The sequence below is a fragment of the Mesorhizobium sp. WSM4849 genome (genome assembly GCF_055811385.1).
In genome coordinates this window covers 201505-216132 of record NZ_JBVVPW010000006.1, presented here as the reverse complement: position 1 = coordinate 216132, position 14628 = coordinate 201505, and the positions used below count along the sequence as shown (strand labels likewise).

Annotated in this window: 9 protein-coding genes; all 9 read left to right on the top strand. The window is 65.0% G+C overall.

The window, feature by feature from the left end:
* Window positions 1-23 precede the first annotated feature (23 nt).
* The 9 genes from AC0L3L_RS08800 to addA all read left to right on the top strand — a co-directional run bounded on the left by AC0L3L_RS08800 (window position 24) and on the right by addA (window position 14622).
* Entirely contained in the window at window positions 24-485 is a 462-nt protein-coding gene (locus AC0L3L_RS08800) for an HPr kinase/phosphorylase (RefSeq protein WP_473637272.1), read from the top strand.
* Window positions 486-646: 161 nt separating this feature from the next.
* Window positions 647-1048 (top strand): PTS sugar transporter subunit IIA, encoded by a 402-nt coding sequence (locus tag AC0L3L_RS08795; protein ID WP_473484455.1) that lies wholly within the window; start codon window positions 647-649, stop codon window positions 1046-1048.
* A complete protein-coding gene (locus AC0L3L_RS08790; RefSeq protein WP_473637271.1) occupies window positions 1045-1341 on the top strand; it encodes an HPr family phosphocarrier protein in 297 nt (98 codons plus the stop codon). Before AC0L3L_RS08795 ends, AC0L3L_RS08790 begins: the two co-directional genes overlap by 4 nt.
* Before the next feature lie 215 nt (window positions 1342-1556).
* On the top strand, window positions 1557-2957 hold the full coding sequence (gene ahcY / locus AC0L3L_RS08785) for an adenosylhomocysteinase (protein ID WP_123146246.1): 1401 nt from the start codon (window positions 1557-1559) through the stop codon (window positions 2955-2957).
* A gap of 188 nt (window positions 2958-3145) precedes the next feature.
* A complete protein-coding gene (locus AC0L3L_RS08780) occupies window positions 3146-5710 on the top strand; it encodes a sensor histidine kinase (protein WP_473637270.1) in 2565 nt (854 codons plus the stop codon).
* Between the two features lie 8 nt (window positions 5711-5718).
* On the top strand, window positions 5719-7230 hold the full coding sequence (gene tsaE, locus AC0L3L_RS08775) for a tRNA (adenosine(37)-N6)-threonylcarbamoyltransferase complex ATPase subunit type 1 TsaE (protein WP_473527113.1): 1512 nt from the start codon (window positions 5719-5721) through the stop codon (window positions 7228-7230).
* Between the two features lie 20 nt (window positions 7231-7250).
* Entirely contained in the window at window positions 7251-7997 is a 747-nt protein-coding gene (locus AC0L3L_RS08770) for a nucleotidyltransferase family protein (RefSeq protein ID WP_473637316.1), read from the top strand.
* Complete coding sequence (gene addB, locus AC0L3L_RS08765; RefSeq protein WP_473637269.1) at window positions 7994-11113, top strand: double-strand break repair protein AddB; 3120 nt, start codon at window positions 7994-7996, stop codon at window positions 11111-11113. Before AC0L3L_RS08770 ends, addB begins: the two co-directional genes overlap by 4 nt.
* Entirely contained in the window at window positions 11110-14622 is a 3513-nt protein-coding gene (addA, locus tag AC0L3L_RS08760) for a double-strand break repair helicase AddA (protein ID WP_473637268.1), read from the top strand. The genes addB and addA overlap by 4 nt, the downstream gene beginning before the upstream one ends.
* Window positions 14623-14628 lie beyond the last annotated feature (6 nt).

Genomic DNA, 14628 nt, shown 5'->3' with positions numbered 1-14628 from the left:
GGGACCGGGTTTCGGACAAGATCATGCCTGATCCGACTGTGCAGGCTGAGAACATTCACGGCACGGCGATCCTGATCGGCGAGCGTGGTGTCCTTATCACGGGACCGTCCGGCTCGGGTAAGACGACGCTGGCTCTCGCCCTCGTCGATCATTGTCGCCGGCATGGATTGTTTTCGCGGCTGATCGGTGACGACAGGCTCCTCGCCGCCGATCACGCGGGGCGGCTGGTCTGCCGGGTGCCCAGCCCCATCGCCGGCCTCGCCGAGGTGCCCGGATTCGGTCCGCGGCCATTGTCATTCGAGCCCGGCGGCGTGATCGACCTTCGCGTCCGGCTGGTGCCGGCAAGCGAGGTGGCCCGCTTCCAGGAAGATGTCAGCGAGCCCATTGCGGGCTGTCCGGTGCCGCGCATAGATCTTGCCGAACGCAATGTTCCGGCGGCCTTGCCGGCCGTGATGGCGCGGCTGTTGATTGCGCCTTTCGTATAATCCAATTTCAAATTTTTGCTGCAATGCGTCAAAATGGCCTGCGCCGGTGCAATTTTGGGCTTGTCAACGCGCCTCGCGTCGACAAGATAGCGCTCCCGCCGCCTGCATGGCCGGCGAGCATGAAACGCCTATGAAGCGGCGATGACGGGAGCCACCAAAGAATGATCGGACTCGTGCTTGTAACGCACGGTCAACTGGCCGCCGAATTCCGCCATGCCGTGGAACATGTCGTCGGGCCACAAGACAGTTTCGAGACCGTGGCGATCGGCGCTGATGACGATATGGAGCAGCGCCGCAGCGACATCGTCGATGCCGTTGCCCGTGTCGACACCGGGGCAGGCGTCATCGTTTTGACCGATATGTTCGGCGGCACGCCCTCCAATCTCGCCATTTCGGTGATGGAATCCGGTCGTACCGAAGTCATTGCCGGCATGAACCTGCCGATGCTGATCAAGCTGTCCAGCATTCGCAAGGGCGACAATATGAGCGTAGCGCTGGACGAGGCGCAGGCGGCCGGCCGCAAATACATCAATGTCGCCAGCCAGCTGCTGAGCAGCAAATGAACGCGCTGTCGGCCAAGAAGGGTGACATCGTCCGGGAATTTCCAATCGTCAACCAGCGTGGCCTGCATGCCCGCGCCTCGGCGAAGTTCGTTCAGGTCGCCAGCGGCTTCGACGCCTCCGTCCAGGTCGAGAAGGACGGCGTCACGGTTGGCGGCACCTCGATCATGGGCCTCATGATGCTGGCGGCGAGCCCCGGCTATACGATCCGCGTTACCGCCAGCGGCCCGGAGGCTGAGCAGGTGATCGACGCACTGGAGCAACTGGTCGCCTCCCGCTTCGGCGAGGAGTCCTGACGCCCAGAGCACCGCGCGTCCTTCGCGCATCATGCTTCCGAAAATCGATTCCGGTTTCGCCCGGTGCGCCTCCGAAGACATGCACGGATAAAGATTTCTTTATATCCCATTGTCGTCCGACCGACGATCTGCTAGTCAGGCCGGCAACTCGCGCCCTTCGACACGCCTTCCGGCGCGGGCGCATCCAGAAGACAATTCTTGATCGGAGCACTGCCATGACGGGTAGCAATGACTATGTGGTCGCCGACATCTCGCTTGCCGGCTGGGGCCGCAAGGAGATCGAGATCGCTGAGACCGAAATGCCGGGCCTGATGGCCTGCCGCGAAGAATTCGGCAAGGCGCAGCCGCTCAAGGGCGCGCGCATCACCGGTTCGCTGCACATGACCATCCAGACGGCGGTGCTGATCGAAACGCTGAAGGCGCTCGGCGCCGATATCCGCTGGGCCTCCTGCAACATCTTCTCGACCCAGGACCATGCGGCCGCGGCCATCGCCGAGGCCGGCATTCCGGTCTTCGCCGTCAAGGGCGAGACGCTCGAGGACTACTGGGTCTACACCGACAAGATCTTCCAGTGGGCCGATGGCGGCACCTCCAACATGATCCTCGACGATGGCGGCGACGCCACCATGTACATCCTGATCGGCGCGCGTGCCGAAGCCGGCGAGGATGTGCTCTCCAATCCGGGCAGCGAGGAGGAAGAAATCCTGTTTGCCCAGATCAAGAAGCGGATGGCGGCATCGCCCGGTTTCTTCACCAAGCAGAAGGAAGCGATCCGCGGCGTCACCGAAGAGACCACCACCGGCGTCAACCGGCTCTATCAGTTGCAGAAGAAGGGCCTGCTGCCGTTCCCGGCCATCAACGTCAACGATAGCGTGACCAAGTCGAAATTCGACAACAAATATGGCTGCAAGGAATCGCTGGTCGACGGCATTCGCCGCGGCACCGACACGATGATGGCCGGCAAGGTTGCGGTCGTCTGTGGCTATGGCGACGTCGGCAAAGGCTCTTCGGCATCGCTCAAGGGCGCAGGCGCCCGCGTCAAGGTCACCGAGGTCGATCCGATCTGCGCATTGCAAGCGGCGATGGACGGCTTTGAAGTCGTCACGCTCGAAGATGCCGCCCCGACCGCCGACATCATCATCACCACCACCGGCAACAAGGATGTCGTCACCATCGACCACATGCGGGCGATGAAGGACATGGTGATCGTCGGCAATATCGGCCACTTCGACAACGAGATCCAGGTGGCGTCGCTGCGCAACCTGAAGTGGACCAACATCAAGCCGCAGGTCGACATGATCACCTTCCCGGACGGCAAGCGGATGATCCTTTTATCCGAAGGTCGCCTGCTCAATCTCGGCAACGCCACCGGCCACCCGAGCTTCGTCATGTCGGCGTCCTTCACCAACCAGGTGCTGGCCCAGATCGAGCTGTACACCAAGCCCGGCCAGTATCAGAACCAGGTCTATGTCCTGCCGAAGCATCTCGATGAAAAGGTCGCGCGCCTGCATCTCGACAAGCTCGGCGCCCGGCTCACCGAACTGTCCGGCGAACAGGCCGCCTATATCGGCGTGACCCCGCAGGGACCGTTCAAGCCGGAACACTACCGCTATTAACCACAGTTGAAATTACCACTAGATATTGAGGCCGGGCGATTGACTTTTCGCCCGGCTTTATTTTTGCGTCGATTGATTCTTCACGCCGATTCGCGCAAGCGCTATGGTGCTGATTCGCGGGTTCGGGGACGAGGGCCGACGCCCGCATCAGGGCGGTCTTGCATTCAGGCGGCGAAGAGGACCAGGACATGCCGGGGGATTACCCGCCTTGCGCGGGACAGGCCGTTTCCGGCGGCCACAACGATTCGGTGACCACGGGTTCCGCTGCCAGAGGCGGAAGCCTCTTATGGCGCGCTGGCAGCCGCGTCGGAAAATTGCTTGCTTCTTCCGCGCTCGTCGGTCCGCTGCTTGGCCTTTCGGCACATGCTGGACCCGCTGCTGCGTCCAAAGCCGGGCTGTCGGTCAGCACGGTCGAGGTCATGCAACTCGCGATGTTTGTCGGCGTCATGGGTGCCGCACTTGTCTCGGCCATTTTCCTGATCCGCGAACGGGCGCGCACCTCGGCGCAGAATGTCGAACTCAGAGCCCGCCTGGCCGACGTCAACGCTGCGCTGCAGCGCTCCGAGGCGCTGCTCAACCTGCGCGGCCAGCGTGTCGTCGTATGGGCCTCGGAAAACAAAAAGCCTGAGCTCGTCGGGACATTGCCCGTTGAAAGCGGCGCTCCGGAAGACCGTGCCGCCTTCCTCGCCTTCGGCCGTTGGCTGATGCCGCGCTCGGCGGCGGCGCTCGAAAATGCCGTGGCGGGGCTGCGGGAAAAGGCGAAGCCGTTCGATCTCGTCATCGAATCGCAGGCCGGTGCGCCGCTCGAAGTGCACGGGCGCAAGAGCGCAGCACACGTGGTCGTCCGCTTCGTCTCGCTTTCAGAAACGCAGCGAAGCGAGGCCAGGCTGAAAATCGAGAACCAGCGTCTCGCCGCCGACTATGACACCATGCTCGGCCTTCTCAACGCACTCAGCATGCCAGCATGGCTGCGCACGGCGAACGGGCGGCTGAAATGGGTCAACCGCGCCTATGCCAAGGCGGTCGAGGCGGAAAACGCCGAAGCTGCAGTTCGCGACGCGAAGGAATTCCTGGGTGGCCAGGCGCGCGAAGCAATCGCTGCGCAGCACAAGTCGCATCCCGTCTTCGAGCAGGCGCTTTCCACCGTGATCGAAGGCGACCGCCGCATGTTCGCCGTGACCGACTTCGCCGGCGCCGACGGCTCGGCGGGTCTTGCCTGCGACACCAGCGCCATCGAAACCATCCGTAACGAATATGAGCGGACCGTGCGGAGCCACGCCGACACGCTCGATCAGCTCAACACCGCCGTGGCGATTTTCGATACCGACGAAAAGCTGCGGTTTTTCAACCAGGCGTTCCAGAAACTATGGGGTCTCGACAGCGGCTTCCTGCACAGCGCTCCCGACAACGCCTTGTTGCTCGATCGGCTGCGCAGCGAAGGCAAGATCGCCGAGCAACCCGAATGGCGGCGCTGGAAGGAAAGCCTGCTTGGCGCCTATCGCGCGGTCGAGTCGCAGGAACATTGGTGGCATCTGCCGGACGGCAAGACCATCCGCGTCGTCGCCAATCCGCAACCCAAGGGCGGCGTGACCTGGGTATTCGAGAACCTGACCGAGAAGATGGACCTTGAAAGCCGCTATCAGACCGCGGTGCGGGTTCAGGGCGAGACGCTCGACAATCTTGCCGAAGGCGTGGCCGTGTTCGGCCCGGACGGCAGGCTCAGATTGTCGAACCCGGCATTCGCAGCACTTTGGGGGCTGGACGCTGACGCCGCCAAGCCCAACATTCACGTCTCCACGATCCGCGATCTGTGCGACCGGCGCGCCGCCGACAGCCCCTGGCGCGGGTTCGTTGCCGCCATCACCGGTTTCGACGACGAGCGCCGCGACCGCCACGGCCAGACCGAGCTGAACAACGGCACCGTGCTGCGCTACGCGATGATCCCGCTGCCAAACGGGCAGGTGATGATGACCTTCGTCGACGTCACCGACAGCGTCAATGTCGAGCGTGCGCTGAAGGACAAGAACGAGGCGCTGGAAAAATCCGACCAGCTCAAGAACGAGTTCGTGCAGCACGTCTCCTACGAATTGCGCTCGCCGCTGACCAACATCATTGGCTTCACCGAGCTTCTTTCGCTGCCGTCGACCGGGCCATTGAGCCAGAAGCAGCGCGAATATGTCGAGCATGTCGGCTCGTCTTCCGCGGTCCTGCTCACCATCGTCAATGACATCCTCGACCTGGCAACCGTGGATGCCGGGATCATGGAGCTCGACATCTCCGAAGTTCACGTCGACCGGACCATCGCCGCCGCCGCCGAACTTGTTGCCGACCGGCTGGAAGAGCATTCGATCAGGCTCAAGATCGACGCGGCCACCGCGCCAAAGACGTTCCACGGCGATGAAATCCGCATCCGCCAGATCCTCTACAATCTGCTGAGCAATGCCGCGAACTACGCTCCGGAGGCGAGCACCATCACGCTCGCCTGTCGCTCGCTTGCCGAAGGCGTGGAATTCTCCGTTCACGACGATGGTCCCGGCATGCCGCCCGACCTGCTCGATTCGGTGTTCCGGCGTTTCGAACCGCGCACCAATGGCGGCCGCCGGCGCGGCGCCGGCCTCGGTCTGTCGATCGTCAAGAGCTTTGTCGAGCTGCATGGCGGCAGCGTCCGCATTGAGACCGGCAAGGACAAGGGCACCACCGTCATTTGTGCCTTTCCGGATACGCCGTCCGGCATCCGCGCGGCGGCCGAGTAGCGCGCTCGATGACAGGCGTGGTGCTGGAGCGTTTTCTCGCCGACGAGGCTGCGACCGCAAGGCTGGGCGAGGATTTGGCCATGTCGCTGCGCCCCGGCGACGTGCTGGCGCTCAAAGGCGATCTCGGCGCCGGCAAGTCGAGTTTGGCGCGGGCGCTGATCAGGGCAATGACCGACGATGCCGGTCTCGACGTGCCGAGCCCGACCTTCACGCTCGTCCAGAGCTATGAGGCGCGTGTTCCCGTCCATCATTTCGACCTCTATCGCCTGTCCTCGGCGTCCGAACTGGACGAACTGGGTTTCGACGAGGCGCTGGCGCAAGGCGCTGCCCTGGTCGAATGGCCGGAACGGGCAGAGGCCTATTTGCCAAAGACTTCGGTTCTGATCGAACTGGTCCATCAGGACGACGGACGCCTGGCGAGATTGTCGGGACAAGGCGCTGCCGTCGAGCGAGCGGCACGATCGCTGGCCATGCGCGAGTTTCTCGAAAGAGCTGGCTGGGGTGAAGCGCAAAGACGCTATTTTATCGGCGACGCCTCGGCCCGCTCCTATGAGATCGTCTCGCTGGCCGGCCTGCCGCCGCGCGTGCTGATGAACTCGCCGCGGCTAGTGCTCGGGCCGCCGGTCCGCGACGGCAAGCCCTATGCGGTGATCGCCCGCACCGCGCAATCGGTCGCGGCCTTCGTCGCCGTCGATCGGGCATTGCGGGCCGGTGGCGTCAGCGCCCCGGAAATCCACGCGCAGGATCTGGACCAGGGCTTTCTTCTGCTGGAGCATCTTGGCTCGGAGGGATTTCTCGGCCAGCACGGTCAGCCGGCGGCGGAGCGCTACGCGGCGGCTGCCGAACTGCTTGCCATGATGCACGGCAAGGCATGGCCCGATCGCATCGAGGCCGCGCCCGGTGTGTTTCACGACGTGCCGCCTTTCGACCGCGACGCCATGATGATCGAAGCCGAATTGCTGCTCGACTGGTATGTGCCGGCGATATCAGGCGCCCCGGCAAGCGATGCATTGCGCGCCGGCTATACAAAGGAATGGAATGCGGTTCTCGACCGGTTGGAGGGGCGCGAATACACGCTCACGCTGCGCGACTTTCATTCGCCCAACATCATCTGGCGCGGCGAGCGTACCGGTCACGATCGCCTCGGCATCGTCGATGTCCAGGACGCGCTGATCGGCCCGTCCGCCTACGATCTCGCCTCGCTGGCCATGGATGCGCGCGTCACGCTTTCGCCTGAGATTGAGCGGCGAACGCTCGACGCCTATATCGCCGCGCGCCATAAGGCTGGCGCCTTTAACGAAGACGAATTCGTCGAGACCTATGCGATCATGGCGGCGCAGCGCAATTCGAAGATTCTCGGCATTTTCGTCCGGCTCGAAAAGCGCGACGGCAAGCCCTATTATCTGAAACACCTGCCGCGCATTCGCGATTATCTCCGGCGGGCGCTGGCGCATCCTGGGCTGGCCAGCTTGCGGGATTTCTATACCACCCACGGCCTACTGGAGGAACGGTCGCTGTGACGACACGCCTCAAAACCGCAATGGTGCTTGCCGCCGGGCTCGGAAAGCGCATGCGGCCAATCACCGACACAATGCCGAAGCCGCTGGTCAAGATATCAGGCAAGACGTTGCTCGACTGGAGCCTGGACAGCCTGGCTCGTGCCGGCGTCGACAAGGCCATGGTCAACGTCCATTATTTTCCCGAGCAGATCGTCGCCCACGTCGCCGCGCGCCGCGCGCCGCGCGTCGTCATTTCCGACGAAAGCGAAAGACTGCTCGATTCCGCCGGCGGTATCGTCCATGCTTTGCCGGAACTGGGAGGGGCTCCCTTTTACATCGTCAATGCCGACACCTTCTGGATCGATAGCGGCGTGCCCAACCTTGCCCGCCTCGCCCTTGCATGGGACGCGGCGAGAATGGATATTCTGCTGATGCTCGCGGACCCCCAGTCAGCAACCGGACACAGCGGCGGCACCGATTTCCTGATGGCGCCGGACGGCGCCTTGCGGCGTTCGAAAGGTGACCCGACAGGCCTGATCTATGCCGGCGCGGCGATCGTCCATCCCAGGCTTTTCAAGGATGCGCGGGCCGGCCCACACTCGCTCAACGCCTATTTCGATGCGGCCATCGCAGCCGGCCGCCTGTACGGCATGGTGATGCACGGCCATTGGATCACCGTCGGCACGCCCGACGCCATTCCGCTTGCGGAAGCGGCCGTTGCCACCGCTCTTGCTGAGTCGCCCGGCACTCTTACCGAGTTGACCAGCGCTCTCACCGAGTTGAAATGAGCGGCTCCCGCCGCGTTTTCTCGATCCCGCCCGGAGCGCCGTTTCTGCCGACGCTGGCCGAGGCCCTGCTGTCAGGGCGCCTCGTTTCCGGTTTCAGCTTCGACGGCGACCCGCTGGCGCTGGCCGACGCCACCATCTACGTGCCGACGCGCCGAGCCGCACGGGCGCTGCGCGGCGTATTCGTCGACCGTCTCGGCGGCCGCTCGGCGATCCTGCCGGTCATCCGCCCGCTCGGCGAGTTCGACGAGGACGAAGCTTCATTCGAGGCCGACGCGTCGGCCGCCATCGAGCTCGCACCGCCGATCGCCGCGATCGAGCGCCTGCTGCTGCTGGCGCCGCTGGTCCGCGCCTGGAAACGCCGCCTGCCGGCGCATGTCGCGGCACTTTTCGACGAAGAGATCGTCGTGCCGGCCTCCGCCGCCGACGCCATCTGGCTGGCGCGCGACCTGGCTCGGCTGATGGACGAGATCGAGACGGAAGGTACGGACTGGACCAAGCTCGCCGATCTGGTGACCGGCAACCTCGCCGGCTGGTGGCAAGTGACGCTCGATTTCCTGAGCATCGTCACCGAAAACTGGCCCAACCTCCTCGAGGAACGCAATCGCTCCAACCCGGCCGCGCATCGCAATGCGCTGATAAGGCTGGAAGCAGCACGGCTGAAGCGCAATCCGCCGGCCGGACCGGTGATCGCCGCCGGCTCCACCGGGTCTATTCCCGCCACCGCCGAACTGCTTGCGGTGATCGCCGGCCTGCCCAGCGGCGCGGTCGTGCTGCCCGGCCTCGACCTGATGCTGGATGAGCCGTCATTCCAGGCAATTGCGGCGCCCGGCGCGCGGCCGGCCTTGCTCGGCCATCCGCAATACGGCCTGGCAAAACTGATCGGCAAGATCGGCGTGCTGCGCGGCGATGTCGAGGAGATCGCCATTGCCAAAAGGCCGCTCACGCTGCGCGCCGCCCTTGTCGGCGAGGCGCTGCGGCCGGCCGAAACCACCGAGCTGTGGGCGCAGACGCGCGCTGGCTTTGTCGCCGGGGATATCACTGATGCCTTCGCCGACGTGACGCTTCTCGAAGCCGCCGGCGAGCGCGACGAAGCTGTGGCGATCGCCGTCGCGCTCAAACGAGCCGTCGAACAGCCCGGCCAGCGCGCCGCGCTCGTCACCGGCGACCGCGCCCTGGCGCGGCGCGTCTCAGTCGAGCTCTTGCGGTTTGGTGTCGTCGCCGACGATTCGGGTGGCACCCCGCTCATCAACACGCCTGCCGCTGGCCTGCTCAGGCTGGCGCTTCAGGCCGCGTTCCGGCCCGGCGATCCGGTCGCCCTGCTGTCGCTGCTCAAGCACCCGCTGCTTGGCCTCGGCCTGGAACGCGCAAGCGTCCGTCATGCGGCGGAGATCATCGAACTGGTGGCGCTGCGCGGCGGCACCGGCCGCCCCGACATTGCATCGCTGCCTGAGCTCTTCGAGATCCGTCTCACCAGCCTGGGCGATGCCCGCCCGCCGTTCTGGTTTTCCCGCCTGACTGTGCGAAACATCGAGGGCGCCCGCGAATTGCTCATCCGCCTTGCCGCCGCGCTGGCGCCGCTGATCGCCTTTCGCAGTCAAGCCGAAACCGATCTTGCCGAATTGACCCGGGCCAGTGTCGTCGCGCTCGAAAGTCTTGGCCGCACCGCGGATGGCAGCCTGAGCGAGCTCTATGCCGGCGACGCCGGTGAAAAGCTCGCCGAACTCTTGCGCGGGCTGGTCGCTGCCTCGGCGTCGTTCTGCTTCGCGGCGGACGAATGGCCTGACGTGATGGAGGCGCTGATCGCGCCCGAAACCGTCAAGGCGGCACAAGGCACCGACAGGAACATCGCCATCTGGGGTGCGCTGGAAGCCCGGTTGCAGAACGTCGACACGCTGGTCATTGGCGGGCTCAACGAGGGCGTGTGGCCGCGCAAGCCGGAAAGCGACCGCTTCATGTCGCGGCTGATGAAGACCGACATCGATCTCGAACCGCCCGAACGGCGCATCGGCTTGGCCGCCCATGATTTCCAGATGGCGATGGGCGCGAAGAAAGTGGTGCTGGCGCGCTCCGCCCGCTCGGGCGACGCGCCGGCGGTGCCGTCGCGCTGGCTGCAGCGCCTCCTGACCTTCATCGGCAAGGACCATGCGGCGGTGCTTCGCCGGCGTGGCGATGAATTCCTGTCCTGGGCCCGTGCGCTCGATGCCGGCGAAAGAAGAGACTTCGCGCCGCGACCGCAGCCGAAGCCGCCGCTGACTGTGCGGCCTCAGCATTTCTCCGTCACCGAGATCGAGACGCTGCGGCGCGACCCTTACGCAGTCTATGCCAGGAGGATTCTTGGCCTGATGCCGCTCGATCCGGTCATCCGCGATCCGGGCGCCGCCGAGCGCGGTACGCTGTTCCACGCCATCCTGCATCTTTTTTCGCGGACCGTGGCCGATCCGCTTGTGCCGGAGGCGCTGGACGGCCTCATCGCCGCCGGCCGCCAATGCTTTGCCGAGGCGGCCCTTCCTCCCGATGTCGAGGCGGTGTGGTGGCCGCGCTTCGAAAAGCTCGCCGCCGGCATCATCAAATGGGAGCGCGGCCGCGCCTTCGCCGTGACACGGCGCCACGCCGAGGAGCGCGCCGAGAAAACCGGCGTCGGCCAGTCCGGCGTGACGCTGTCCGGCTATGCCGATCGCGTCGATCTCCTGGCTGGCGGCATGGCTGACATCCTGGACTACAAAACCGGCTCCTCGCCGTCCAAGGCACAGGCCCATACGCTGCTTTCGCCGCAATTGGCGCTCGAGGGCGCGCTGCTCAGGCGCGGCGCCTTCAAAGGGCTTGGCGCGCGCGAGCCGTCGCAGTTGGCCTTCATCAGGCTGAAGCCGAACGGCGAGGTATTCGAGGAATCCATCCTCGAATACAACCGCAAGCCGCGAACCGCCGCCGATCTCGCCGAGGAGGCCTGGGCGCGGCTCGAAAAACTGCTGATCCATTATGCCGACCCGACGACCGGCTATTTGTCACGCGCGCTGCCGTTCCGCGAGGGCGAGACCGACGGCGATTACGACCATCTCGCCCGCGTGCTCGAATGGTCCGCCGGCGGCGACGCCGACGACGAAGGAGGGGAGGCATGAAGAAGGCCTATCCCATCCCGACCGACACCGCCGCCAGCCAGGCAAGCGCCTCCGACCCGAAAAATTCCGCCTGGGTGTCGGCCAATGCCGGATCGGGCAAGACCCATGTGCTGGCCCAGCGCGTCATCAGGCTCTTGCTGCGCGGCACCGATCCATCGAAGATCCTGTGCCTGACCTACACCCGCGCCGCCGCCGCCAATATGTCGAACCGGGTGTTTTCGACGCTGTCCGAATGGACGGCGCTTGGCGACGCCGAACTGGCAACAAAGATAGCGGCGCTGGACGGTCGCCAACCCGATCGCGAAACCATGCGCCGCGCCCGCCGGCTGTTCGCCGAGGCGCTGGAGACACCGGGCGGGCTGAAGATCCAGACCGTCCACGCTTTCTGCGAATCGGTGCTGCACCAGTTTCCGCTAGAGGCCAACATACCGGCCCATTTCGAAATGCTCGATCCGCAGATGGAGGCGTCGCTCTTCGCCGCCGCCCGCCGTGACATGATCTCGGGCACGGCCGCCGGCGATGCGGGACTGGCCGAGGCATTCGCCACCATTCTGGAGCGCGGCGGCGAACATGGGCTCGACGCGTTGCTGACCGAGATCGTGCGCAAGCGCGACGGCTTGCGCGCCTTCATCAGCGCGGCCGGCGGCGATGGTTTCCGGGCGCTCTTCGACGAGTTTAGGTTTCGTGCCGGCATTACCGCCGAAGGCCTGGCGGCGTCCGTCTGGCCGCTGCCGGGCTTCCTGCCGGACTATTTCGTCACCTTTGCCCGCGCTGCCGAAGCCGCCGATGCCCGCATCGTGCTGAACAATTTGCTGCCCTACGCCCATCTTGCCTTCGCCGAGAATGATCCGGTTCGCCGGCTGCAATTGCTGGCAAAAACCTTCCTGCGGGCGGATGGCGAGCCTTATGAGCCGGCAAAGACGTTCAAGAAAGCGTTGCTCGACCGATTGCCGGATCTTGCCGAGCGCTATCAGGCGGCGGCCGATGCCATCCTCGAAATCTCCGATCGATTGGCCTTGTTCAGGATGGTCGAGGGCACACTTGCCGCGCTGACCATCGCCGACTGGCTGATCGCCCGCTACGAGCATTTGAAGCGCGCGCGCGGCTTTCTCGACTTCAACGACCTCATCACCCGAACGGTCAATCTCCTGGCGCGGCCCGATGCCGGTCCATGGGTTCAATACAAGCTCGACCAAGGCATCGACCATATCCTGCTCGACGAGGCGCAGGACACCAGTCCCGACCAATGGGAGGTGGTGAAGCGGCTGGCCGAGGAATTCTTTGCCGGGCTCGGCGCGCGCGACGCGGTTCACCGCACGGTCTTTGCCGTCGGCGACGAAAAGCAGTCGATCTATTCCTTTCAAGGAGCGGCGCCCGATTCCTTCGCCGACTCAAGGCTGCTGTTTTCCGGAAGGGTGCGCGACGCCAACGCCGCCTTCGCCGATCTCAAGCTGACCTGGTCCTTCCGCTCGACCGACGACGTGCTTGCGGCGGTGGACCGTGTCTTTGCCGACCCGGTCGTGCGGCGCGGCATCAGCCACGATCCCGATCCGCTGAACCACAAGGCGATCCGCACCGATGCGCCGGGCTATGTCGAGGTCTGGCCGTCGATCGGTGCCGACGTCGTCGACGAACCCGACGACTGGACACAAGCCGTCGACCACGCCCATGCGCCGGCGGTGCGTGTCGCCGAAAACGTCGCGGCGACCATTGCCGGCTGGATCGGCGCCGGCGAGATCATCGAAGGCCGCGGCAAGAAGCTTCGGCCCGGCGATGTGCTGGTGCTGGTGCGCAAGCGCGATCGTTTCGTCCATGCGCTGACGCGCGCACTGAAGCGCCGCGACATACCGGTCGCAGGCGCCGACCGGCTCAGCCTGCCCGGCCATATCGCGGTAAAGGACCTGATCGCGCTCGGCCACTTTCTTGTCCAGCCTGAGGACGATCTGTCGCTTGCCGCCGTGCTGCGCAGCCCGATTTTCGATATTTCGGAAGAGATGCTTTTCGCGCTCGCCGGCGAGCGGCCGTCCGGCCTCTCAGTGATCGCTTCGCTCAGGCAGCAAGCCGGCGAAAGCGCCGCCTTGGCCGCAATCGTTGCCCAACTCGACACATGGTCTGATGAGGCCGCATTCAAGCCGGTGTTCGAATTCTATGCCGGGGCTCTCGCCCGCGACGGCCTGCGCAAGAAGATGATCGCGCGGCTCGGGCCGGAAGCCGGCGACATCCTCGATGAGTTCCTGAGCTTCTGCCTGGCCGAGGAACGGACCGGCCTGCCGGGACTGGAATCCTTCCTGTCGACGCTGGAAAATGCCGGCCCCGAGATCAAGCGTGAAATGGACCAGACCCGCGACGAGGTTCGCGTCATGACCGTGCATGCCGCCAAGGGCCTGGAGGCGCCTGTCGTGTTCCTGGTCGATGGTGGCTCGGCACCGTTTAGCGACCAGCATCTGCCGAGACTGATGCCGTTCGATGGCTCGGGCGACCATTGGGACGGCAAGGGCTATCTCTGGCGCTCGGCCAGCGATGTCGCCAATGGATTTTCGCGGGCCGCTTCGGTCCGCGCTCGCGAGCTGGCCGACGACGAATACCGCCGGCTGCTCTATGTCGGCATGACCCGCGCCGAGGACCGGCTGATCGTCTGCGGCTATCACGGCAAGCGGGCACCGAACGCCGGCACCTGGCATTCGATCGTCAGCCGCGCGCTGGTCGGCGCCCGCGAAAGCATCGAGCGGCAGCACCCCGCCACCGGCGAGACCGTGCATCGCTTTCACGTGACAAAATTGCCGCCCGTCGCACTGGCGGCCGCCGAAGAGGCGCGGCAGGCGCTACAGTTCGAGCCGTTGCCGAAGACCCTGTTCCAGCCCTTGCCGCCGTTCGAGGATCTGCCGCGGCCGCTGTCGCCGTCCGGTGCCTCGGCATTGATCGACGAGGCCAGGGAAGCGGTAATCGACACCGGCTCGCCGGTGCTGGACACCGAGGCGGAGCCTGGCTTTGCCGTGATCCGGGGGCTGGCGCTGCACAAATTGTTGCAGATGCTGCCCGGCATTGCGGAGGCCGAACGCCGCGATGCCGCTGAGCGCTATCTCAGGCGCGCCGGGGCGCAATGGCCTGAAACCGAGCGCGACAAGGCCTTGGCCTCGGTGGCAGCGATCCTTGCCGACAGCCGTTTCGATCAGCTGTTTGCGCCGAATTCACGCGCTGAAGTCGCGGTCATGGGCAGCCTGAAGGTCAAGGGCAAGCTGCGCTCGATCTCCGGCAAGATTGACCGGCTGGCGGTCACATCAGGCAAGGTGTCGATCGTCGACTACAAGACCAACCGGCCGGCGCCTGCAACCCTGTCGGACGTTCCACCGGCCTATGTCCTGCAGCTCGCTCTCTATCGCGCGCTCCTGCAGCCGCTTTATCCAGGGCATGAGGTCTCGGCGGCGCTGCTGTTCACTGAAGCACCACGCTTGATCGAGCTGCCGCCGGCGGCGATGGACGACGCCCTTGCCCGACTCACGGGAGCGTGACACAAC